The 23,432-nt window shown below is 38.4% G+C and carries 23 protein-coding genes; 10 read left to right on the forward strand and 13 right to left on the reverse strand.

Annotation, left to right across the window (positions count from 1 at the left end):
* Positions 1–43: 43 nt before the first annotated feature.
* Positions 44–1,294, reverse strand: a complete 1,251-nt coding sequence (locus tag DRF67_RS11440) for a CinA family nicotinamide mononucleotide deamidase-related protein (protein WP_115928439.1) — start codon at positions 1,292–1,294, stop codon at positions 44–46.
* Positions 1,295–1,410: 116 nt separating this feature from the next.
* Here DRF67_RS11440 and DRF67_RS11445 point away from each other — a divergent pair, with 116 nt between their 5' ends.
* A complete protein-coding gene (locus DRF67_RS11445; RefSeq protein ID WP_115928440.1) occupies positions 1,411–1,884 on the forward strand; it encodes a DUF7832 domain-containing protein in 474 nt (157 codons plus the stop codon).
* Positions 1,885–2,038: 154 nt separating this feature from the next.
* On the opposite strand, the gene DRF67_RS11450 is transcribed toward DRF67_RS11445, so the two are convergent.
* The 3 genes from DRF67_RS11450 to DRF67_RS11460 all read right to left on the reverse strand — a co-directional run bounded on the left by DRF67_RS11450 (position 2,039) and on the right by DRF67_RS11460 (position 5,325).
* The gene (locus tag DRF67_RS11450) at positions 2,039–2,593 is read right to left on the reverse strand and encodes a lipocalin family protein (RefSeq protein WP_115928441.1); all 555 of its coding nucleotides are present in this window, start codon (positions 2,591–2,593) and stop codon (positions 2,039–2,041) included.
* Between the two features lie 76 nt (positions 2,594–2,669).
* Positions 2,670–3,404 (reverse strand): LytR/AlgR family response regulator transcription factor, encoded by a 735-nt coding sequence (locus DRF67_RS11455; RefSeq protein WP_115928442.1) that lies wholly within the window; start codon positions 3,402–3,404, stop codon positions 2,670–2,672.
* Between the two features lie 166 nt (positions 3,405–3,570).
* Positions 3,571–5,325 carry a tetratricopeptide repeat-containing sensor histidine kinase gene (locus DRF67_RS11460; RefSeq protein ID WP_228435790.1) on the reverse strand — a complete coding sequence of 585 codons (1,755 nt, stop codon included), beginning with the start codon at positions 5,323–5,325 and terminating at the stop codon, positions 3,571–3,573.
* A gap of 208 nt (positions 5,326–5,533) precedes the next feature.
* Between DRF67_RS11460 and DRF67_RS11465 the strand changes: the two genes are divergently transcribed.
* The 3 genes from DRF67_RS11465 (at position 5,534) to DRF67_RS11475 (ending at position 9,532) form a co-directional block, all read left to right on the forward strand.
* Positions 5,534–7,285: an amidohydrolase family protein gene (locus DRF67_RS11465; RefSeq protein WP_115928444.1), complete on the forward strand. Its 1,752-nt coding sequence runs from the start codon at positions 5,534–5,536 to the stop codon at positions 7,283–7,285.
* Between the two features lie 167 nt (positions 7,286–7,452).
* Complete coding sequence (locus DRF67_RS11470; RefSeq protein ID WP_115928445.1) at positions 7,453–8,127, forward strand: SIMPL domain-containing protein; 675 nt, start codon at positions 7,453–7,455, stop codon at positions 8,125–8,127.
* A 217-nt stretch (positions 8,128–8,344) separates the two neighbouring features.
* Positions 8,345–9,532, forward strand: coding sequence for a vWA domain-containing protein (locus tag DRF67_RS11475; protein ID WP_115928446.1), 1,188 nt, complete (start codon positions 8,345–8,347; stop codon positions 9,530–9,532).
* 112 nt (positions 9,533–9,644) lie between these two features.
* Here the strand turns inward: DRF67_RS11475 and DRF67_RS11480 are convergent, their stop codons facing one another.
* Positions 9,645–10,850 carry an NAD(P)/FAD-dependent oxidoreductase gene (locus DRF67_RS11480; protein ID WP_115928447.1) on the reverse strand — a complete coding sequence of 402 codons (1,206 nt, stop codon included), beginning with the start codon at positions 10,848–10,850 and terminating at the stop codon, positions 9,645–9,647.
* A 115-nt stretch (positions 10,851–10,965) separates the two neighbouring features.
* Between DRF67_RS11480 and DRF67_RS11485 the strand changes: the two genes are divergently transcribed.
* Positions 10,966–11,346, forward strand: coding sequence for a SpoIIAA family protein (locus DRF67_RS11485; protein WP_115928448.1), 381 nt, complete (start codon positions 10,966–10,968; stop codon positions 11,344–11,346).
* A 107-nt stretch (positions 11,347–11,453) separates the two neighbouring features.
* Here DRF67_RS11485 and DRF67_RS11490 read toward each other — a convergent pair whose 3' ends face one another.
* Positions 11,454–12,656, reverse strand: a complete 1,203-nt coding sequence (locus tag DRF67_RS11490; RefSeq protein WP_115928449.1) for an MFS transporter — start codon at positions 12,654–12,656, stop codon at positions 11,454–11,456.
* Between the two features lie 181 nt (positions 12,657–12,837).
* Between DRF67_RS11490 and DRF67_RS11495 the strand changes: the two genes are divergently transcribed.
* Positions 12,838–13,737, forward strand: a complete 900-nt coding sequence (locus DRF67_RS11495) for an AraC family transcriptional regulator (protein ID WP_115928450.1) — start codon at positions 12,838–12,840, stop codon at positions 13,735–13,737.
* A gap of 77 nt (positions 13,738–13,814) precedes the next feature.
* Here the strand turns inward: DRF67_RS11495 and lipA are convergent, their stop codons facing one another.
* Positions 13,815–14,681, reverse strand: coding sequence for a lipoyl synthase (gene lipA / locus DRF67_RS11500; protein ID WP_027379017.1), 867 nt, complete (start codon positions 14,679–14,681; stop codon positions 13,815–13,817).
* Between the two features lie 115 nt (positions 14,682–14,796).
* On the opposite strand from lipA, the gene DRF67_RS11505 reads away from it, so the two are divergent.
* Complete coding sequence (locus DRF67_RS11505; protein ID WP_115928451.1) at positions 14,797–15,429, forward strand: hypothetical protein; 633 nt, start codon at positions 14,797–14,799, stop codon at positions 15,427–15,429.
* Between the two features lie 93 nt (positions 15,430–15,522).
* Here the strand turns inward: DRF67_RS11505 and DRF67_RS11510 are convergent, their stop codons facing one another.
* A complete protein-coding gene (locus DRF67_RS11510) occupies positions 15,523–16,083 on the reverse strand; it encodes an RNA polymerase sigma factor (protein WP_115928452.1) in 561 nt (186 codons plus the stop codon).
* A gap of 348 nt (positions 16,084–16,431) precedes the next feature.
* Here DRF67_RS11510 and tyrS point away from each other — a divergent pair, with 348 nt between their 5' ends.
* Positions 16,432–17,727: a tyrosine--tRNA ligase gene (gene tyrS / locus DRF67_RS11515; protein WP_115928453.1), complete on the forward strand. Its 1,296-nt coding sequence runs from the start codon at positions 16,432–16,434 to the stop codon at positions 17,725–17,727.
* 103 nt (positions 17,728–17,830) lie between these two features.
* Here the strand turns inward: tyrS and DRF67_RS11520 are convergent, their stop codons facing one another.
* Genes DRF67_RS11520 through DRF67_RS11530 form a run of 3 tightly spaced genes read right to left on the reverse strand, consistent with a single transcriptional unit; the run spans position 17,831 to position 20,108 of the window.
* Positions 17,831–18,592, reverse strand: a complete 762-nt coding sequence (locus tag DRF67_RS11520) for a hypothetical protein (RefSeq protein WP_123912736.1) — start codon at positions 18,590–18,592, stop codon at positions 17,831–17,833.
* A gap of 12 nt (positions 18,593–18,604) precedes the next feature.
* A complete protein-coding gene (locus DRF67_RS11525; RefSeq protein ID WP_115928455.1) occupies positions 18,605–19,600 on the reverse strand; it encodes a T9SS type A sorting domain-containing protein in 996 nt (331 codons plus the stop codon).
* Between the two features lie 43 nt (positions 19,601–19,643).
* Complete coding sequence (locus DRF67_RS11530) at positions 19,644–20,108, reverse strand: hypothetical protein (protein ID WP_115928456.1); 465 nt, start codon at positions 20,106–20,108, stop codon at positions 19,644–19,646.
* A 333-nt stretch (positions 20,109–20,441) separates the two neighbouring features.
* Here DRF67_RS11530 and DRF67_RS11535 point away from each other — a divergent pair, with 333 nt between their 5' ends.
* Positions 20,442–20,627 carry a bacteriocin gene (locus tag DRF67_RS11535; protein WP_115928457.1) on the forward strand — a complete coding sequence of 62 codons (186 nt, stop codon included), beginning with the start codon at positions 20,442–20,444 and terminating at the stop codon, positions 20,625–20,627.
* A gap of 96 nt (positions 20,628–20,723) precedes the next feature.
* Positions 20,724–20,951 (forward strand): hypothetical protein, encoded by a 228-nt coding sequence (locus DRF67_RS11540; protein ID WP_123912737.1) that lies wholly within the window; start codon positions 20,724–20,726, stop codon positions 20,949–20,951.
* Between the two features lie 20 nt (positions 20,952–20,971).
* On the opposite strand, the gene DRF67_RS11545 is transcribed toward DRF67_RS11540, so the two are convergent.
* Together DRF67_RS11545 and DRF67_RS11550 are read right to left on the reverse strand one after the other, a co-directional pair.
* Positions 20,972–22,651, reverse strand: a complete 1,680-nt coding sequence (locus DRF67_RS11545; protein WP_115928459.1) for a helix-turn-helix domain-containing protein — start codon at positions 22,649–22,651, stop codon at positions 20,972–20,974.
* 308 nt (positions 22,652–22,959) lie between these two features.
* Positions 22,960–23,376 (reverse strand): hypothetical protein, encoded by a 417-nt coding sequence (locus tag DRF67_RS11550; RefSeq protein ID WP_115928460.1) that lies wholly within the window; start codon positions 23,374–23,376, stop codon positions 22,960–22,962.
* Positions 23,377–23,432: the final 56 nt, after the last annotated feature.

Genomic DNA, 23,432 nt, shown 5'->3' on the forward strand with positions numbered 1-23,432 from the left:
AAAAATGTTGCTATTCACGTAAAAGCGATGGGAAGCCGGAAAATCACTGTGCAACCAACAGTCCTACCAGGTCCTGAATGACCTTCTGGGAAACAAAATACATAAAATCCAGCCGTTCCAGATGAGGCATATAGAGTTTTGATGTTACCTCCTTATCATTGATTCTTATGGTATAGTAAACGGTTCCTATCTCTTTCCCGTCTTCTCCTTTTCCCGGGCCTGCGACACCGGTTGTAGAGAGAGAAATATGAGTTTCAAACAGTTTCTGGCATCCCTTTGCCATTTCACTGGCGACCTGCTCGCTCACCACTGTAAACTGTTCCACAGTTTCTTTGGAAACATTTAATATCTTTATTTTTTTCTCTGTAGCATAGGGCACCAAACCACCAAGATAGTATTTTGAACTTCCCGGAACAGCGGTTAGCATTTTTGCCAGTTCTCCGCCCGTACAGCTCTCGGCTGTAGAAATAGTCAGTTTTCTTTCGGTCAGTATTTCTGCCAGAATATTTTCGATCTTATCTTCTGATACGGCAATCACATGATCTCCTAATAGAGGAAGAAGTGTTTGAATCTCACGTTCCACCTGCTGTTGCAAAAATGCCTCATGATCTCCGGAGGCAGTCAATCTGAGCTTTACCCTTGTTCCCACCGGGAGATAGGACAGCGCGATATTATCCGGAAGGGCAAGTTCCCACTCTTCAATGGTATCTGCCAAAACACTTTCAGGAATTCCCACTACGGATACAATTCTCGTATGTATATACTGAAGGCTATATTTTTCCTGCAGATAAGGAATGATTTGATCTTTTATCAGCGGCTTCACCTCATAGGGAACACCCGGCAGACTGTAACAAAGTTTCCCGTCCATCTCCATCATCATGCAGGGCGCAGTTCCATACTGATTTTGAAACACCGTGGATCTGGTAGGTACAAAAGCCTGTTCTCTGTTTCTTTCCAGAATATCAGTACGCCCTCTTCGTTCCATATATTCCTTAAGGTGATTAAACGTTACCTCATCCAGGGCAATTTCATCATTGAAAAACTCTGCCAGGGCTTTTTTTGTTTTATCATCCCGGGTTGGCCCGAGCCCTCCTGTGGTAATGACGAGGTCTCCCAGTTCAAAGGCTTCACCTAAAGTTTTTTTAATGGTTTCAATTTCGTCAGAAATAGTAAAAATCTGAGAGACTTTTATCCCTATATTTTTAAGTTCAGAGGCAATAAAATTCGAATTGGTGTCTATCGTATTCCCGGAAAGGATTTCGTCGCCGATAGTAATCAGAACAGCTTTTTCCATAGATCAGTTTGTTGAAAAAAATTCTCTGCAAATGACGGAAAAATCAATGGCTGCGGCAACATAAAATGATTTTTTCTATTTTTGGCAAAAATTGTTTTTAACTATAATTAAAGATTATGTCTACATATGATGATGCCTCATGGCATTATGGCGGAGATTTTCCGGAAGGTCTTCCTAAGAAAAACGGAGCAACCCATACCGGAATGTTTCTGAACTGGTGCATTCACCATAATCTCATTTCAGAGGAATTAAAAAAAGAGGCAGCAGAAGAAATTGAAAAATTAAAACAGCGAGAAATTACAGGTGCTGAATTTGTCATGGATGTTCGCGATGGCAAGTTTTCTGATCCTGACCTGAATGATCTCGGAAACAGCTTTGCCAGGGATTATTATGCGGATGACACGGATTTTGGCAACAGATACAGTTCATTTGCTGATGATTACGTGAATATTTTTGATGCGAAAGCTGAGGAAAATGATGATGAATACGAAACATTTTACCATATTGAGGACACCTACGAAAACTATGATCTGATGAAGCAAGTGATAGACCATCGCTTTGAGGAGTGGAAAGAGTATCTTGGAAGCTAAAATATAAATCAATAAGAGCTAAAAGAATCGATCCGGTTCAAAAGTTGGGGTAAGCAAAATTTTGTGAGCTTGAATAGAAAAACCCTACGAGGTCAGGCATACTAGTCCCAACTTTTGATATTGATCGCAGACCATTCTAAAGATTGAGTTTATGCTATTTTACGGGATCCTGATTATGTTTTACCCAGATCAGTTCATCTGTATTGTAGCCAATTTTTTTTGCTTTTTCAAGAAAACGCTGACGTATGCTTTCCGGAATTGTAGTTGTCCGGGATAAAATCCAGAGATATTTTAAATTGCTTCCTACGACCAATGCGTACTGATACTCTTCATCAATATCGATTACGTTATAGCCAGCCCAGATGGGTTTGAAAAAAGATACTTTAAGACGCGCTTCTGAGGGATCCTTTACTGATTTTGCTTCACCAATGGATTCTTCCCAGACTTTTTTGACGTAATTGTATCCTTTATTTCTAACCTGAATGGTTCCATCAGGATTTGCTGAATATTCTGCGGTCACATTATCCATATTCTTCTCAAACCTATAGTCGAAACGGGCCACTTCATACCATCTGCCGAGATATTTTTTAATATCAAAATTTTTGACAGCTGTTGCGCCTCTGGGAATTCCCACCGAGCAGGAATTGAAAATCAGAAGCCCTATTGCTCCTAAGGATACGGGAATCAGTATTTTGTGAAGAGTTCTCATAACAGAAATATTTTGTGTGGTTGTGAGATGAGAACGTCAAAAATAATGCCTTTACCCTGTTAAGGAACGATAAATTCTACGAAAATACCTTTAGAAAATTATCTTTAAAGCTTCCTGAAACCTCAATTTCCGTATCATCAGAAAGCATTACGGTTCCGCTTTTATGGTAGGATCTCACAAAAGCGGTATTGATAATATGAGAGCGGTGAACCCTCACAAAAGGATTCTCCAGAAGATCATCGAAATGTTTTAGAAACCGGCACACCATCTTTTTGGAACCATCGGTAAGATAGACCTGTGTAAAGTTCCCGTCTGCCTGGAGCCTGAGAATATCTTCGGTTTTCACCACATCAAATCCCTGTAACGTTGGCAGAATAAGCTGTTGCTTTTCGGGCTTTAGTTTTAGATTTTCAAGCAGGATCTTGTTACGGTTCAGTTCTTCTTTCTTTTCAAGACTTTCACCAACTTTATTTACTGCCAGGATCAGCTCCTGGATATCAATGGGTTTCAGGATGTAATAGCTGGCAGATTTGTTCAGGGCCTGCAATGAATACTGTGAAAACGCAGTGATGAAGATGGTCTCATAAGAAAAGTCTTTGGTAGCCTCCAGAACATCAAACGCGTTTCCGAACGGCATTTCCACATCCAGAAAAACCAGTTGGGGCTGTTTTTCAGCAATCAGAGGAACTGCATCTTTGATATTTTCAGCTTCACCCTGTATTTCCACCTGCGGACAATATTTAGTGAGGTAGCTTCTTAAAACTTCTCTTGCGATGATTTCGTCATCTACAATTACGGCTTTTATCTTCATTGGATAATTATTTGGTCTATGCCTATTGATATTTTGTGTTCCTGAATTTTAGAATTTTATACGAAGCCCTGATGGTTCTTTATTTTTTCATTTACCTTATTATTTAAGTTCGAAAATAAAAAACATCAAAACTGGCGGGACTACCTATTTACACTCCAATAGTTCTTTAGCTCAGATTAATTTTCAGAATGACCAGTACACCGCTGTTATTATCTTTATCCTTTACGGAGCAGGTAATTTCTTTTTTATAAAGGTCATTCAGTAATTGGATTCTTTCCATGGTATTTTTCATTCCCCTTCCCTCTCTTGTCTTTTGATGCAGGGTTTTCTGTTTTTTACTTTCTTCAATTCCTATACCGTTGTCCTCAATGGTAATTTTCAAATATTGCTTTTCTTTCACAAAGCTTAACGTCAGGAATCCTTTTTCAGTTTTATAACGCAATCCATGCCATATAGCATTTTCCAGAAACGGCTGTACGAGCATTCCCGGGACCTGCAGATTATGCATACCCAGATCCTCATCCACATCAATTTCATAGTCGAATTTATCTGCAAAACGTGTTTTTTCCAATGCCAGATAATTCTGGAGGAGATCCAGTTCCTGCTGAAGGGGAATAAAATCTTCTGTGGAGTTTTCCATAACACCGCGCATCAGTTTGGAAAATTTGGTAAGATACTGATTGGCTTCCAATTCATTATTCGTAGCAATAAAATGATTGACACTATTGAGACTGTTAAAAATAAAATGAGGGTTCATCTCCCGACGAAGCGACTGAAGGGCAATCTTTTTGTTTTTAACCTGTACTTTTTTCAGGGTTCTGAAAATGATAATAATCAGTCCTGTAAGGAGCATTAAAGCACCGATCAGTCCGTAATTAAAAACATTTTTCTTCCGGATCAGCTCATCTTTAAGCTCTTTTTCTTTTTCCAGCTGCGAGATACGCTGCTCGGTATCTTCCAGGATTTTGTTATCGATCAGACTTCGGTCTTTGGAGACCAGATTGGGAAGGTTTCCCAGAAAATCCCTGTATAATTGCATTGAAGCATCTGTATTTCCCGAGATGGCATAGAGACTGTCCAGCTTCTTTACACTTTTCTGAGCTTCTAAGGTATGACCTTTATCCAAAGCAATGGTATAGGCATTTTTCAATAAGCCGACGGCCTCTTTCGGATCATTCTTCTTGAGGTAAATATCCGCAAGCTCCTGAATCTGATTGACTTTTTCCTGAGAGTTTTCTTTTACAAAATCCTCTTTGAGCACTTTCTTTTTTGCTTCAATTGCTTTATCAAAATTCCTGTTTTCAACATACAGATCCGCGAGCTTCTGATTAATGGCCAATGCCTGCTGTGGAGCCTCTTTTTTTGAGATCGTATAAGCATTGTTGAGGTTGGCTTCAGCTTTATAGAGGTCTTTCTGCTGGAGGTTAACTTCTGCCAGCTGGCTATAGCTTTCTGCCAGATCTGCCTGTTCATTTTCCCTGCTGCTGATACTGATATTGTTTTGAATCGCTTCAACTTTCTGCTGTGGAGATGAAGATGAAAGTCTGGCAACATCATTGGCATTCACCGCCCGGCTTTTTTCGCTGTAGCTCATCTGCGCTGCCATATTGTAATTGCTGATGGCAGGTGTTATTTTATTCTGTTTTTCCTGGGACTGGGCCAGTTTCCGGGTCACTGCCTCCAGGTTTTTCTTATCATTAAGATTCTGATAAATATTTTTAGCCTTCATGAGAAATTCTTCACTTTTAGCATAATTCCCCTGATTGTAGTAGTCATTGGCCATTGTGACATAGGTCTCAGCCACACCTTTATGATCATTTTTGTCTACCGCTTTTTTCAGTTTTGCAGCAGATTTCAATGCCTGAGAAACTCTGGTAGTATCCTGTGCAGCGAAAGAATGTCCCACAGCAAGCATTATCATAAACCCTATTTTTAAAAATAATTTCACAGACTTCAGATGTTTAGTGCAAAGTAACTAAAACTTTATATATTGTCTCTTATTCTTTACCAAGTCAAACTTTCCTTTCACCAAGTTCGCTCTTTAAAAATCTGCCATCAATTTACAAAATACGATTTCACAATCGATAATGCTTATTATATTTGTAAGATCATTTCACGTATACAATAACATGAAAAAATTTCAACTCCTTTTTGTGGCTGTCTTGTGTTTCGGCTGCATCCGGGCACAGCTTTATATCAAAAACGTCACTGTAGCAGATGTTGTGCGACAAAAAATGATTCCTTCCCAGACTGTAGTCATCAATAATGGGATCATCACCACGGTAAAATCCAGCAAACAGGTAAGAATCCCAAAGAACGCCCAGATCGTGAACGGAGAGGGTAAATTTCTGATTCCCGGAATGACGGATTCCCACATCCATTTTTTCCAAAGTGGTGGACTGTATACAAGACCGGATGCTTTTGATCTCAGAAAGCAGGTTCCCTACGAAAAAGAAATTTCCTGGGGCCATGATCATATGGAAGAGCTTCTTCAGTACTATCTTAAAGCAGGGATTACATCCGTTATTGATCCTGGTGCCACTTATCAGTTTCTTCGCCTGAGGGACTCATTGAGGAAAAAGGAAAGTCTGCCATCCGTTTATATGTCCGGTCCCCTCATTACCACTTATGAACCTGAGGTTTTTAAAAATCTTGGCAAAAATGAACCCTTCAGATTGTCATTAACTGTAGAACAGGCTAAAAAAATGGTTCAGGAACAGCTTCCTTATCGGCCGGACTTTATCAAGATCTGGTATATTGTCCTGGGAGATGCACAGCAAAAGGAAGAACAGGCCCGGAAGCTGGAACCTGTTATAAAAGCAGCTATTGATGAAGCCCATAAAAACAATTTGAAAGTGGCGGTACATGCCACGGAACGTTTCACGGCTGAAACTGCCGTTCTGAACGGAGCCGATTACCTGGTTCACAATATAGAAAATGAAATTCTTGGCAAAGCCTTTGTAGCCCTTTTAAAATCAAGAAAAGTAATAGTATGCCCTACGCTCACCGTAATGGATAATTATTATGATACGTATGCCCAAAAAAAGCAGTATACAACTTATGATCTCGAAAATTCACATCCGGAGAGCATCGGCTCCATGTATGACCTGAAGCACCTGGAACAAACTTCAGATTCGGCATTGATCAAAAAATATAAAACCAGATTCAATTCTGCCCAGATACAGTCTTATGCATCAAAAACCGACTCTATAAGAAGGATTAACCTTAAAATGCTTGCTGAAGGCGGCGTAACAATTGCTGCAGGTACGGATGCCGGAAATATCGGGACCCAGCACGCTGCTTCATTTTTGGATGAGCTTTTGGCGATGAAAGAAACCGGAATGACCAACTGGCAAATCCTGGAATCCGCCACGATCAACCCGGCGAAAATTCTCAATAAAGAGACCCGGTACGGCAGTATTGATGAAGGAAAGGCTGCAGATCTTGTGATGTTAAATGCCAACCCTGTGGATAATCTTAAAAATCTGACTGATATCAACACGGTCTTTAAGAACGGACAGCCCTTTGATCCTGCTAAAATTATCAAAATAACCCCTGAAATATTGGTACAGCAACAGCTGAACGCCTATAATGCAAGAAATATCGATGCATTTTTGGAACCTTATGCCGAAGATGTAGAACTGTATACATTTCCCAACACCCTGTTGAGCAAAGGAAAAGAAGCCATGCGTAAAACATACGAAACAATGTTCAGTAAATATCCTGACCTTCATTGTGAAATTAAGCAAAGAATCTTGAACCGTACTAGCATCATCGATAAGGAAAGTGTCTCCGGAGTAAGACCTGGTCAAAAGATAGAGGCTACCGCCATTTATGAGTTTAAAGATGATAAGATTTCAAAAGTTTACTTCTTACAATAACAGGTACCAGGAATAGATATTTAAAGATATTATAAAGGCAGTTCGGAATGAACTGTCTTTTTTGCATCCATTCACCAAGTGAAAGTTCCGTTTTACCAAGTCTCCCGTTTTCCGGTTGACGATCTGTGTAATTTTACTTCAGAATTTAAAATTAAAAACAGGAAATTATGAAATTGAAACACTTTTTATTGATCGGAATTTTAACTCTTGGAAGCTTTGTAAATGCTCAGGAAGTAAAGAAAAACGCTATTGAAGTAACAGGCGTTGCAGAAATGGAAATTGAACCGGATCAGATTATTTTCAGCATCGGAATAAAGGCTGATAATAAGAATGATCTCGCGGATAACGAAAAGAAATTATTTGAAACATTGAAAAATGCAGGGGTAAAAAATGAGGATATCAAATTTAAGTCGATGTACCAGAATATATATTCTAAGACGGCTAAGTTTACCAAAAACTATCAGTTTACAGCCGGTTCAAAATCAAATCTGAGTAAAATATTTGAAGACCTGAACCAAAAGTGGGTAAGCAGCCTGAATATTTCAGAAGTAAAGAATACCAAAATTGCAGATTTCAGAAAAACGGTTAAAATCAACGCCTTAAAGGCAGCAAAAGAAAAGGCAGATTACCTATTGGAAAGTATGGGTAAAAAAGCCGGGAGTCCTCTGGAAATCGTAGAGATCGAAGATTATACCAGTGATATGATCATGCCGGCAGCTTATAAAGGCAGAGCAAGCAATGTACAGCTGGAAATGGCAGATGCTCCGGTAGATTACTCTTTTGACAATATAGAAAATATCAAGCTGAAATACAGCATCAAAGCGAGATACGAAATCCTTTAAAAACAACAGATTTAATAAAAGCGGTCTCAGAGGTCCAATCACGGGTCTTTGAGGCAGTTTTTTCAACTGAACAGCTCTTTCAATGTCTTGAAATCGAAGGCTATCTCTTTCCAAACGATGAATGCTATTCGAAGGAGTCAAACAAAAGTATACAAAATACAAGACTAAAATCTTTTGCATCCGCTAATACAACAGATAACCTATAAAAAATAATGATATGACGACTTTACAAATCTTAGCACTTGCTGCAGGTACAGCTTTTCTAAGCTCCTGGAATAGTGCAGGTCTTAGCTGTTCAGAAAAGAACACCAAAGCCAGTACTTTAAAAGTACAAAATGCATCTATGATGCCGATACATACAATAAAAGATAATAAAATCCAGGTCGCCCTACTGCTGGACACCTCCAACAGTATGGACGGATTGATTGATCAGGCAAAATCCAGATTATGGAATATCGTCAATACGTTAACTACCTTGAAGTATAACGGAAAAGCTCCACAGATTGAAATTGCCTTATACGAATATGGTAATGACGGAATCAGGGATGAAAATTACATCCGGCAGGTCACTCCTCTTACCCAAGACCTTGATCTGGTCTCTGAAAAGCTATTCGCCTTAAAAACCAATGGCGGAAGTGAATATTGTGGTGCCGTTATCCGGGATGCTTCAGCCAACCTGAACTGGGATGGCAATGATAAAAGCATGAAACTGATTTATATTGCAGGAAATGAAGCATTCGATCAGGGGCGGATAAGCTATAAAGAGGTCATTGCAAAAGCAAAGGATAAAAATATCTACATCAACACTATTTTTTGCGGTAGCCGGGAGGAAGGAATTCAAACGTTCTGGCAAAACGGAGCAACCTTAGGCGGTGGTAAGTATTTCAATATTGACAGCAACAGAAAGGTAATGTACATTGAAACGCCTTATGATATCAGAATTTCCGAGTGCAATGCAAAACTCAATGATACGTATCTCTATTATGGGAATCGCGGTTCGGAATTCAGGGCGAAGCAGATCTCTCAGGATAAAAATGCAGAATCGCAGTCTGCCTCCAATCTTGTGGAAAGAGCTGTTGCTAAATCCAAGAAGAATGCTTATAAAAATGACCATTGGGATCTGGTAGATAAAGCAGAGAAAGACGCCGGATTTATTGCCAGTGTTAAAGAAAGTGAACTCCCGGCAGAACTGAAAGGGAAAAGCAGAGAAGAAATTCAAAAAACGATTGCGGTAAAATCGGCGGCTCGTGAGAAAATACAAAAAGAAATTGAGGAACTTTCCCGGAAACGCCAGACCTACATTGACAATGAAATGAAGAAAAGGGGAACTGATGATTCTGATGATCTAGGAAAAGCAATTGAAAGCTCAATTCTGGAACTGGCTGGAAAAAATGGGTATAAATGATAACTTAAAAGCGGGCTGAAACCCGCTTTATGTGTTCTGTTATATCCGAAACCTTCAGCCAGGCAGATTACCAAAGTAAGGTTTTTACTTAAACAATTATTGTCTTTATGTGTTACCTTCCAAATTTAAAGTATCTCGATAAGGGGTGCTTTTTGTTTTTCATAAAAAGGGAAGCCATCTCCATTCCTGTCACAGAAAACGTGATTCCGTTGCCACCAAAACCTAATACAAAATAGGAGTTTTTAAAATTTTTATGTTCTCCGATATAAGGTAATCCGTCTTTGGTCTCGCCAAAGGTCCCTGCCCAGACAAAATCTGTGTAAAAGTGATAATCTGGCTTTATTTTCTTTAAGGTTCTTACAATTTCTTTTTCCTTTTTATTCAGTAAGGCATCCCTTTTCTGAGGATCGTGAAAATCCTCATCTCCTCCCCCTATCAAAAGTCTCCCATCATCAGTGGTCCGCATATACAGATAAGGGTCATCGGTATTCCATACCAGGGTATTCTGAATATTTTTAAATTTCTTTTTATCAATTTCGGAAACAATGGCATAGGTACTCTTCAGATCAACGAAGTTTTCCTTCAATAAATTTTTGCTTTCGTAACCGATACAGTATATTATTTTTTTTGTTTTGATCTGGTATCCGGTGTCTGTTGTGGCCAGATTAAAGCCTTTATGGTATTCCACTTTCACCATTTCAGTTTTGTCAAATATTTCCAGTCCCTTTTTTATATTATGGATGAACAGCTCATGGGCAAATTGAAAGGCATCAATGCTTCCTCCCTGATCAGAGAGAATTCCCCCATAGGTATTTTCAAACTCAAATTTTTCGAACACCTGCTCCGCCTCCAGCCATTTTACATTAAACCCGGCTTTTTTCCTGGCGTCATATTCTTTTTTCAGCCATCCGACATCTTTCTTTTTTGAGGCAAAATACAGTGATTTTTTTCGTCTAAAACCGGCACCGGAATTAATACGGTCCGAAAGCTTCTCAATGATATCAATAGCATCCGAGCAGGCTTTATAGCTTAAGAGAGCACCTTTCTCACCAATTTTTTCTGTTAACTCATAGAGCGGGACATCAATTTCATACTGAAGCATGGATGTTGTGGCTGATGTACTGCCGTTACAAAGCTCCCGTTTGTCTATAAGAATTGTTTTATATCCATCTTCGATCATCTGATGGGCAATAAGGCTTCCTGTAATTCCACCGCCAATAATCAGCACATCGCATTCTTCATCTGATTTTAAAGAGGGATACGAGGCAATGAGTCCGTTTTTTAATAGCCAAAAAGGTTCATTTGATTTAAGATCCATATTAATATTTTACTCTAAAAATAACAATATTTATATCAATTTTAACAACTTATCATGAACTTATGGTGCAATTATTGTTATCTCACTCAAATCAAACCACTATAAAATATTCACTATGATAACAATTATTCCAGAAGCTCCGGAAAATGTTGCTGCATTCAATGCAACAGGAGAAGTAACGAGAGAAGATTTTGAAAACCTGGTAATTCCGCGCGTTAAAGAGAAGGTAGAACAATTTGGTGAGTTAAATTACCTGCTGTATTTGGATACCGATCTGGATAAGTTTACCATGGGGGCATGGCTTGAAGATGTGCTTTTGGGATTAAAAAACCTTACCAAGTGGAACCGTACCGCTATTGTTACAGACAAAGAAGGGGTACAGAACTTCACGGATATTTTCAGCGTTGTCATGCCGGGAGAGTTTAAATCTTTCCCTAAAGAAAATTTATACAATGCGCTCTACTGGTGTAAAAACGGAGATGAAGTAGAGGCTTAAAGATTCCATAAAAAGAAAAAGACTGCATCGTATAGGTGCAGTCTTTTTCTTTTATGTTTATCCTGAAGCTCAACGGATTCAATATCCGGTTCGTATTCAGAATGTATTTATTTGTCGCATGAGATACATTCTGCAGCAGTTTCTTCTTCACCGGATGTCCGGGAGCCATAGAGATACATATACCGGATGCTGACAACAAGGCCAATGAAGGTCATCCCCACCCCTACCAATGAAGGATAATTGAAAGGCAACCCATATTCCAGGGGAATTCCTCCCAGGAAAGCCCCCATCGCATTGGCAATATTAAAGCCTGCCTGCATAAAAGCAGCCGCCATCATTTCACTTTTTGGAGCGGCCTTCATCATCATAATATTAATAGGTGACGCAATAGACATGGATAAGGCTCCACACATGAACGTCAGTATCAGCGCTATATTCTGATGCTCAGCAAGTAAAAATACGCCTCCTAAAGAAATCATCATCAAAAAGATAAGAACAGCACACGTTTTTTCAGGACCGAGTTTATCTGAAACAATACCTCCTACCAGGTTACCTACCACCATTCCAGCTCCGGCAAGAACCATCACATAGGCCATTTGGCTGCTTTTGATTCCGGCTACCACAGTCATTAAGGGTGTAATATAGCTGAGCCATGTAAAAAGTCCTCCAAAACCAATGGCCGTAATAGCCAACACCAGCCAGGACTGCTTATTTTTAAGAAATTTAAGCTCTTCCAGAAAATGGGTATTTTGATTGGATTCCATTGGGGGAAGCCACAATTTTAAAAACAACAGGGCAAAGATCCCTATGACCGCTACGATAGCAAAATACAACCGCCAGTGAAAGGTATGCCCGATATAAGTAACCAGAGGCACCATAGCCAGATTGGCAACGGTAAGGCCGGTAAACATCATCGATATATAGAATGCTTCTTTTCCTTTCCCGGCCATCCTGGATGCAACTACGGTTCCTACTCCAAAGAAAGCTCCATGCGGAAGACCGGACATGAACCGGATGATCAGCATAGTACCATAGTCAGGAGCGATCGCCGAAAGCCCGTTAAACAAAGTGAAAAGGATCATAAAAGCCATCAGTACTTTTTTAGGCGGAAACTTCACAGAGTATCCTATCAGAATAGGAGCTCCGATCACTACTCCCATCGCGTAAGCTGAAATTAAATGTCCTGCCTGGGGAATTGTGATCTGCAATGTTTTGGCAATATCGGGCAGCAGCCCCATCACGGTAAATTCCGTGGTTCCTATTCCTAATCCGCCAATCGCCAGCGGGATTATTCTTTTATCAATCTTCATTGTCTCTGAATCTTTTTCTCAATTATTCTGATGCAAAATTCCAAAGGCTATCCTTTTTTATTTTGACACTGCAAAAATCGAAAGAAAGTTTGGATTTCACCTCTCTTTGAATGATAAAAATTTGCTCCATATTAACCTTTTTTATTATTTTTAAATCCATAAACAATCAAATGAGAACAAAATGAAGATCCAGAAAGAAACCATTGAGTTTGAAACGGGAAAATCTTTCAAGCTCTTTTCACCATCGCTGAAGAACTGTTTTTTCTGGCATTACCATCCTGAAATAGAGCTGGTATATGTAGAAGCTGTAAACGGGATCCGGCATGTAGGAAAGGATATTTCTGCTTTCACAGACAGCGATCTTCTCTTGATTGGCGCTAATGTTCCGCATTTAAATTTCGACTACGGTATCCAAACCGAATGCCGCCAGCTTGTCGTTCAGATGCAGGAAAATTTCCTTCAGGAGATCATCTTACCCGTTCCCGAATTTGAGCCTATCAAAAAGCTGCTGGAAAGATCCTACCTTGGGCTGTCATTTTTTGGCGAAACCAAAAATACGGTTGTAGAGAAGCTTCAGACCATCAAAAATAGGGATGCCTTCGGGTCTATGATGGGGCTGCTCGAAATTCTACAGATCCTTGCTCATTCTGCCGAAGTAAAAGAGCTCAACCGGGAGGATACGAGAATCAAATGGTTTCTGAACGATAAGATCAGAATGGGAACGATCTACGATTACATCCATGAAAATTATGACAGGAAACCCAATGTGAACGAAATTGCAAAGATCGTAAGCCTGAGCACTCCTGCATTCTGTCGTTATTTTAAAAAGCAAACCAATATGACTTTCACCGATTTTGTCAATAACTACAGGATCAGTCAGGCCAAGGTATTTCTATTGAAAGATTATTCGGTGACCGAGGTTTGCTTTCAGGTGGGTTTTGAAAGTCTGTCGTATTTTAATAAGCTATTTAAGCAGCATACAGGAGAAACACCTTCTGAATTTAAGAAAAAACATTTCAGGGCTATTGAAGTGAATGGGAAGATTGGTGAGATCAAAAGAGATTCCGCATGCAATACGTAAACCGACATTCAATCTTATTATGGATGTTCCTGTTATCCGGAAAAAAGAAAACCGCTCATTTCTGAACGGCTTATATCTTAATGAATATGTTTTTCTGCGTGATAGGAGCTTCTTACGAGTGGTGAGCTTTCCACATGTCTGAAGCCTAAGCTTCTTGCAAAATCTCCGAACTCATCAAACTCTTCAGGCGTAATGAATTTTTTCACCGGAAGATGCTTTTTGGTTGGCTGAAGATATTGTCCCAAGGTAATCACATCCACGTTGGCATTTCTGATGTCTTCTATCGTCTGGAAAACCTCATCTCTGGTTTCTCCCAAACCAAGCATCACACCGGTTTTTGTTCTTCTCTGTCCCGCTTCCTTCAGATATCTTAAAACCTCAAGGCTTCGCTCGTACTTAGCCTGGATTCTTACTTCTCTTGTCAAACGTTTAACGGTTTCCATATTGTGAGAAATCACTTCAGGAGCTACATCTACCAATCTGTCAAGATGTTTTGTAATACCCTGAAAATCGGGAATAAGGGTTTCCATAGTGGTTCCCGGAGAAATTCTCCTTACTGCATTTACAGTTTCCCCCCAAAGAATAGATCCCATGTCCTTCAAATCATCACGATCTACTGAAGTAAGAACGGCATGTTTGATCTTCATTAATTTGATAGAACGGGCTACTTTTTCAGGCTCATCCCAATTTACATCAAGTGGCTTTCCTGTTTTTACCCCGCAGAATCCGCAGCTTCTTGTACAGATATTCCCTAAGATCATAAAAGTAGCCGTACCTTCGCCCCAGCATTCTCCCATGTTCGGGCAGCTTCCGCTTTGGCAAATGGTATTTAATTTATATTTATCAACCAAAGTTCTCAGCTCTCTGTAATTCTTTCCGGTAGGAAGTTTTACGCGGATCCATTTTGGTTTTTGAACGGTAGTGTCTTGAACTAAATTTTCCATTTCTAAAATTGAAGTTCAAAGTTAAGGATTTTTTAATGGAAACCATCAACTGGAAAAATTGATGAAACTGATAATTCAAATTTTCATCGTAAATTTCCAAGGTAAAATCTGATTCATGAAAAAGACACTTTTTCTTCTATATATGGCTGTAAGCGGCTTATGCTTTGCTCAAAAAGAATTTCAGCCTGCTGGCTCTACGGTAATTGATACCATAGACGGTGACCTTGATGGCGATAAAATTCCTGAAAAGGTAATTATTTATACGACAAAGGATGAGGGCGAACTGGGAAAGATCCGTGAGATCCAGATTCTGAAAAAAGTAAACGGAAAATGGGCTATTTTGGAAAAATCAAGGAACGCTGTGATGGAAAGCAGTGCCGGCGGGATGATGGGTGACCCTTATAGAGAAACCAGCATAGAGAAAGGGATTCTGATTATTTCTCAAAACGGGGGAAGCAGCTGGAAATGGGATGTTACCGACCGGTATAGATTTCAGAACGGTCATTTTGAATTGATAGGAACATCAAGTACTTCGGGAAGACCCGGGGATTACTGGAAAGATATAGATTTCAACCTTTCAACGGGACAGCTCAATTATACAAAAGAAGTGGAAAATAAGGCTGAATATGGTCAATCTTTAAAAGAAACCTATATTAAAAAAGGAGTTAAGATCAATCTGCAAAACAGAAATCAGGAAAAGCAGCAAAAAATAATCCTTCCTAAAACAAAGGAAGAAGTTTACTTTTAAGGTAAGGTTGTCAGATTTAATTCTGGAGTAAAGCCAATGTTCTGCCTTATCATTTTAATCGGAAAAGCCATTTTCCTGTTGAATAAATTCCCTTTAATTATCGTCAAACTCGTTATTCTTCAATAGTTCGGCAAGTACTTTTTTGGCACGCATTACCCTTACTTTTGTATTGGCAACGGAAATCCCCAGCTCCTCCGCAATTTCTTTGATGCTTTTTTCCTCGAAAAACCTCAGTTTAATAATATCCTGATAGTTGGCATCCAGAGATTCTATGGTTTTGATGATCTTTTTCTGTTCTTCAGCAGAGATCATAAGCTCTTCCGGTGATTTGGCGTACTGATTTTTGACCTCATCAAGGTTTTCAACAGCATCTTCATTCTCCCGGTTCTTCTTTCTCCAAAAATCGATTACAGTATTTTGGGCAATGGTAAGTATCCAGGTTTTGAACTGAAAATGAGGATCGAACATATCCAGTTTCGACAACACTTTGGAAAAAACATTCACAGTAATTTCATCGGCGTCATTTTCATCTTTTACTTTTTTCATGACAAAAGAGAAAACGTCCACCCAAAAAACATTAATGAGTTTAGTCTGGGCCTTCTGGTCTTTATCCTTGGCCTTCTGGATGAGCAGGAATAGCTGTTCGTCGTTCATTGATAACAAATATAACCTATTTGGGACAAAAAGACAAATGGCGAGAGTGGTAAAATAGAAAGGCTGGAAGATGAAAGCATGACGTTTCTGTCAAACCATTAACTTCTTGTTTTTTTATAAGCAGATCAAGAATATTTTCAATAATTAATAGCATCGGAAGTCTTTTTATTTTTCAAACCTTCATATCTTCTCTCTTCGAGCCTCCGGCTTCCCTACTGCACCTATTCATCTCCCATAATTTCCGTTTTTTCCATCCTTCACTCTTTCAACAATTTTACGTTTTCGCTTTTCCCTTCATACTTTTGAATTTACTATCTTTGCACCGTAAAATTTTAAAGTAAAAAATCAATGAATTCCTTTATAGAAGAACTGAAATGGCGTGGTCTGTTTGCCGATATGATGCCCGGAACCGATGAACAACTGAATAAAGAGGTAACTACAGCATATATTGGTTTTGATCCTACAGCCGATTCTTTACATATCGGAAGTCTTATCCAAATCAAAATTTTAGCTCACTTCCAGCAGCATGGGCACAAGCCGATTGCCTTGGTAGGTGGGGCTACAGGAATGATCGGGGATCCATCCGGAAAATCAGCGGAGAGAAACCTTTTAGATGAAGAAACTCTTTTACATTATGTAGATTGTTTAAAAAATCAGCTTTCAAGATTCCTTAATTTTGCAGGGAATGAGCCTAATAAGGCTGAACTGGTGAACAACTACGACTGGATGAAGAATATTTCATTCCTTGATTTTGCCAAAAATGTAGGGAAAAACATCACTGTGAACTACATGATGGCTAAAGATTCAGTAAAGAAAAGATTCTCAGGAGAGAGCGGTGCAGACGGAATGAGTTTTACAGAATTTACATATCAGCTGATTCAGGGGTATGATTTCCTTCACCTTTACCAAAATAATAATGTAAAGCTACAGATGGGAGGAACTGACCAGTGGGGAAATATCACGACCGGTACAGAATTGATCCGTAGAAAAGCTCAGGGTGAAGCATTTGCATTAACTGTTCCATTGATTACAAAAGCGGACGGTTCTAAATTCGGAAAGTCTGAAAGCGGAGAAAATTACTGGCTGGATAAGAAGAAAACTTCACCATATAAATTCTATCAATTCTGGCTGAATGCTACGGATGATGATGCTGAAAGATTCATCAGGTTCTATACGTTCTTAGGAAAAGAGGAAATTGAATCTTTAATTGAAGAGCATAAAACGGCTCCCCATGAAAGAAAACTGCAAAAGAAACTCGCTGAAGAGGTTACGGTTTGGGTACACGGACAGGAAGAATATGAAAAAGCCCTGAAAGCTTCTGAAATTCTTTTCGGACGTTCTACTGCGGAAGACCTAATAAGTCTAGATGAGGAAATATTCCTTGAAGTTTTTGACGGGGTTCCGCAAAAAGAAGTGGCAAAAGCTGATGTTTTAGGCATAAATATTATTGACCTGCTTTCTGAAAAATCAGGATTCCTGAAATCTAAAAGTGAAGCTCAGCGAGAAATTAAAGGAAATTCAATTTCTGTCAACAAACAAAAAGTAAACGATACGTATACAGCAAATGAGACCGACCTTATTGACAGCAAATTCCTGCTGCTTCAGAAAGGTAAGAAAAGTTACTTCATTGTAAAGGTGATTTAATCATCATGCAAAATATATGTAAAGAGCGGTCCCGCAGGACCGTTCTTTAACTATCACAGACTAAATTCGTGTTTTTTAGCCTTAATAATTTGTCATTTACCAATTATCTTCCTTGTTGAGCAGCCTTCTCAGGAAGACTGTAGGTAACGTTTCCTTTTTCATCAAGAAAATCTATTTTTGCATCACCGCCTGCCTCTACGGACAGTCTCAGCCGAGGTTTTCCTGCCCGGTCGGCCAGCATTACGGTAGCTTTCTTTTGCTCATCCCTTCCTACAAAAACCCTTTTTGCGAATGCAGGTTCTCCGGGACGAGGTTCCATCAATTCTTTAATTTTCTTATTTCTTTCTTCGGCATCAGTAATTTTTGCTGCCTGATGATACTGCTGGTTCCATTCGGAAAATATCGGCGAGTCCTGCCAGTCGTCTATATTAAGACCCATTTTCCGTTTACCGTTCCGATCGCCGTAGGATAAATAAAGCGTTTGATTTTGGTTATGCTGATCAAATGATAAGTGACCTATGGCGGTATATTTTCCATTGATATCAGTCTTTCCGGAAAAAATCAATCCTCCTACCTCCGTTTCTTCTTCATTGAAAAAGATAAGTCCTGTACGGTCTCCACCTTTAAGACCAAAAGATTTTCCCTTGTATAAAGGAGACGGTGAGCGTTCTCTATTTGAAATCGTCATTCTCAATGTACCATCCTTTTCAATGATATTGATTCGTTCTACATCAATCTCTTCAAATCTCTTTTTATCTTCCGAAACAAATCCCATCAACAGGGTAAAACATGCTATGCTCATCATCAATGTGCAAAGAATCTGCAAACGAAAAACTTTTTTTTCAAGCTGAGTAGTATGCTCCATAAATCAATAAAGCTATTTTTTAATAATTTTCCTGGTCTGCGTTTTTCCATCTTTAAAGCTTAGGGTAAGGTAATACACACCCGAAGGAAACCCTGAGAGATCAACCTTACCTGCATTATTGGATTCATAAATTTTTCTACCTTCCGTATTGTTTATTTCTATTTTTGTTGCTTTATCTCCATTTTTTATGGTCACATAATCTGAAGCCGGATTAGGATACATATCAATCTGTTTATCGACCAGCAGATCTTTAGTCCCTAATGTTAAGATATTTTTTCCGTAGCTTAAACTTCGGGTATGAATTGTAGGATATCCTGAAATTGTTGTATCTGCAAAACCTATTGTTAACAACGCCCCTGAATATTCGGATGAAATCCATGTATAAATCTCAATCACAGAAGTAGTTAAGGGACTTCCTGTCACATTATTGGTTACGTTTACTATTCTTTTGGTTCTTAGTGTATTGGGGAAAATACCCAAGGGAGTTTTGAGCGTTCCGTAAGCATCTACTGTAACGGTATGGTTTCCGGTTTCTGATGTTCCTGAAGGGGTACTATAGCCTGTCCAGGAATCCGTGAACGACTGCAGATAGGTGACTGGAAATTTAAGTTCCAGTTTAGGATTGTCAAAAGTATACAAGGTCGTTCCGCTTGTACTAGTGGACTTACTTCCAATTGTAGAAAGCTCATTATTGGAATATAACAAGTAGCTGTAGGAGTTTCCATTATCACTTCCTATCATTTTATTCGCTCCGTCAAAATCTAAACAGTTAGAATTACCCGGGCAGTTGTACATCGTCTGTGATGTCGTTGTAGCGGAAGAATATTGAGAAAAGTCCCAGGATACATTGGCTCCTGAGGGCCCGGGTGTCAGCCCACTTAGTGTTAAAGGGTCTGCATGCTGGTATGTAGTTGCTCCCGGCTGTATGGCATGATTGGCTGAGATAACCGGTTGTGCTGCTATTTTTACGATGGTAAAAACCAGTAAGGTGAGGTAAAATTTTTTCATAATTGAATTGTTTTAGTTATGGTTAGTAACCCTGTATTTTATTTTATTTTATCTTAATTTCTATACTTCCCTCATCAAAGCTTTCAACATTTTTATCCGTGAAAATACTTTTTGCTTTAGGTTGTATGTTTTCCAAAAGCATTTCTGAGCTGCCGGTATGCATTACGGTAATAATGGATTCATTTGCATTGTACTTCATATCAGTGTCAGTTACTCCGCTGGTTCCTGAAATGATGCCATCAATTTTTTTTAGGCTGGTAAGATCAATATTTGAAATTCTGATTATAGTCATGGTTTCAATTTCATTAGTTTTAGAAGTGTTCTTTTTATTTTTTTTACCGAACAAAGAACTCAGTTTCCGACCTGTATTGGAGGCTCTATCTGCTGTATTTGACGCACGGTCCACTTTGTCTACCGCCCTGTCTATTTTATCTAAAAAACTTTGTGCTTTTGCTGTTGAGATGCTGCTTAATGATAGCACGATACTCAGGATTACTATTTTTTTCATATCGCTTTTTTTAAGGTTAAAAAATTTCTGTGATTATTTTACCCTACAAATTTTGCTTAATCCGAAGCACAAAAAAATTGCAGCTATATATATTTCATAAAAAATAGTATAACTTTTTATAAAAAGTAAGCTCTCAAACAATACTATAAAATACTAATATACAGCAAGATACAAAACACAAACATGCTCACTAAAAGATTAAGACCCAACCATCAGATTGAAAGCTTATTAATTTTCTACATTTGTAATACTCAGTATCAAGACCATGAGATGAAGAATAACCGGAACGACAAATGCAATAAAATAGTAACAGCCATTGAAAAAAATTAAACTATGAAAACACAATTAAAAACGTCATTAAAAAAATTATCAAAAAAGAAGCTATCAACTATAACCGGAGGTAATATAGAAGTCTTAAGTGTGGAAGATGATGATGACAAAAATAACGGTGCCGGAACCAATAATGGAAACGGATCAGGAAATATAATAGGACTGTGCTGTGATTCTGCCAGTGAATAAAATTCTAACAATCAGCTTGCAGGTTTCAATCTGCCTGCTACTTTATGAACTGAGAATTACTTCTGGATATAAAAACACATCAAAAAAATGATTACAATGGAAACTAAATGTACTTCGAAGTTTAAAAAACTGTCAAGAAAAGAGCAATTGAATATTATTGCCGGAGATATCTCTATTAATAATGGAGGGAACGATGACGGCACCGGTGCAGGAGGCACCAATAATGGTGGCGGTTCAGGAAATGTTATAAATCCCTGCCTGGTAAAGGTAACAAAATGCCTCTCTTACAATAGATGTACACAGCAAGATGTTCCGTTATGCTAAAATAAATATTTCAAAATTATTTACAAATCTTTATTCAGTTTTTCGATATATTGAAACGGGGTCACTCCCGTTTTTTCTTTGAATGTTCTTGCAAACGAAATTCCATTTTTATAGCCTACAATATCAGCCAATGCCTGGGTGGTATAATTTCTCAGCTTTTTATCTTCGGAAAGTTCTTTCAGAATATAATTGATTCTCAACTCATTGGTGTATTCACTAAAAGATTTTTTCATGTACTTATTAATCGTCTGTGATAAATAAGAGGTGTTGGTATTCAGTTTTTTAGCGACAAAAGCCTGGTTATACTCATTTTTAAGATAGAGCTTCTTCTCTTCCAGTTCAATCAGTTTTCCCATGATCTCCGCTTCCTTTTCGTCACTTATGGTAAAGCTGTTTTTAGTGGGTCTGCTAGCCAGGCTGTAGTCTTTTACCTGAAGCATCAATTCATCCAGACTTCGCTCAATATTTTTCTTTTTCCGGATCTGAAAAAGCAGGTATCCCGTGATACAGCCGATCAGAGCAATTAATGCAATGATAAGAAACAGGCGATTTCTGAGTGTGGATGAACTTTTACTGATCTCATCATTCAGATTTTTAGAATTGATCTCTCTGTAGATCTCCCCCATTTTCTTTTTTTCCAATTCTGAATTTTCTTTGTACAGCTCTATGAATTTTTTGTTATAAAATTCAACAGAATCAGTTTTCCCTTCCTTCAGATAAATTCTGGCCAGGTAGTCCTGTGCAAATATATAATCAGTATTCACCATGGAATCCTTTTCCATCAGATGGGACATTTCAAGGAAATTACGTTTTGATTCCATATAATCATTATGCTCATAGAAATTAACGCCTAAGTTGTATTTGAGATTAAGGGTTTCATCTTTAAGCTTCAGAGTTCTATACATATCCAGACTTTTCAGATAATATTCCGATGCTTTGAAATACTCCTTTTTTTTATTACTCAATGTACCCAGTTTCAGATAAGTCTTTGCCAGGAGCTTCTTATCTTTTGTGGTGCGGAGAAGTTCGTTAAAATTATAAAGAGCGCTGTCTCCATATTTTTTATTTTTTTGGGGGTCCGTAATGTATTTATCGGAATACAGGTGTCCCATATTAGAAAACACGGTATTGTAGATGATTTCAAAATTTTCCTGTGGATATAAACTTTTATTCTTTTTCAGCAGATTCAAAACCTCACGGTTTTCTACAATAGCATCGTCTGTCTGCCCGATGGTAAGCTTTACAAAAGCAATATTTCCCTTGATTTTAATATGTTGTTTGATATCATTATTCTTTTCGGCAAAAAAATCAGCTTTTATAAAATTCTTCAATGCTTCATCAGGAAGCTGATTGGCCATATCTGTGTTACCCAGAATATTATATATATTGGACAAGGTTGTGTAGTTTTCTTCAGTTTCCTGTACTTTCTTAAGATAATGATTGATTTTTAAAAGACATGCCCGGGCTTCTTTTTCTTTTCCGGTGATGGTAAGCAGATATCTCTTTGCCGTATAGGCAAAAGCAAGATCTGCATCATTTTTTGATAAAAGAATCCTATCAACATACATTAATGCACTGTCTGCTCCGATTTTGTGATAGATAAAAAATTTTTCCCTGTAAGACTGAATCTCCTTATCACTTTGTGAAAATACGGGAACAGCGATCAACAGGAATATAAATAAAATAAATTTTTTCCACATCCTTTTGAGTTAAATACAATACCAATATACTTAATTTGTTGTTGATCTGAATAGTTAAACTTTATTAATTGATAAATTTAAAGTATGATCCGAAGATTATCTACGCAATCTAGAAAAAGAACATCATCCATCCAGAAATAAACAAAAAGTAAACGATATGTATACAGCAAATGACAACGGCCTAATTGACGGCAAATTCCTGCTGCGTCAGAAAGGTAAGAAAAGCTACTTAGGTTAGTTTTAAACACAATATAAAAACGGGCGCTGAGATTGATCTCAGCGCCCGTTTATGGACTAAAAATTTAATATTAAAATGTATAGCTGGCAGAAGCTGATAAGTACTGCCCGCTTGAAGTTCCTTCTTTTTTCAATTCTCCGTCTACCCAGATCTGCACCTTCAAAGTAGCAGATGCATCAGGTCCTACTGCATTTACAGCAACATTAGCATTATATGCTCCCGGCTCGGATGTTACTTCCGGACTGCTCCAGGTACTTCCACTAAGGCTGGAAGCTGTGGTAGGGTTACCATCTATTCCGTAAACTGCCACATCAATATCACTTCCCGAAGAAGCAATCGCTTTAAAAACTATTTTATGACTTTTTCCTGCTCCATTCACATTGTCGTCATCATCATTACTGCACGAAGTTGTAAAGCCAATAAGCATTACTGCTATTACAGCAGCAAACACCCCTTTGAACAGCTGATTCATACTCGTTTTTTTCATAATCTTTTTGTTTAAATTTTAGTTACTTTATTTGATATTCTATGATTTGTAATTAG

Origin of the sequence: Chryseobacterium pennipullorum, assembly GCF_003384725.1 — a bacterium.
GTDB lineage: Bacteria > Bacteroidota > Bacteroidia > Flavobacteriales > Weeksellaceae > Chryseobacterium > Chryseobacterium pennipullorum.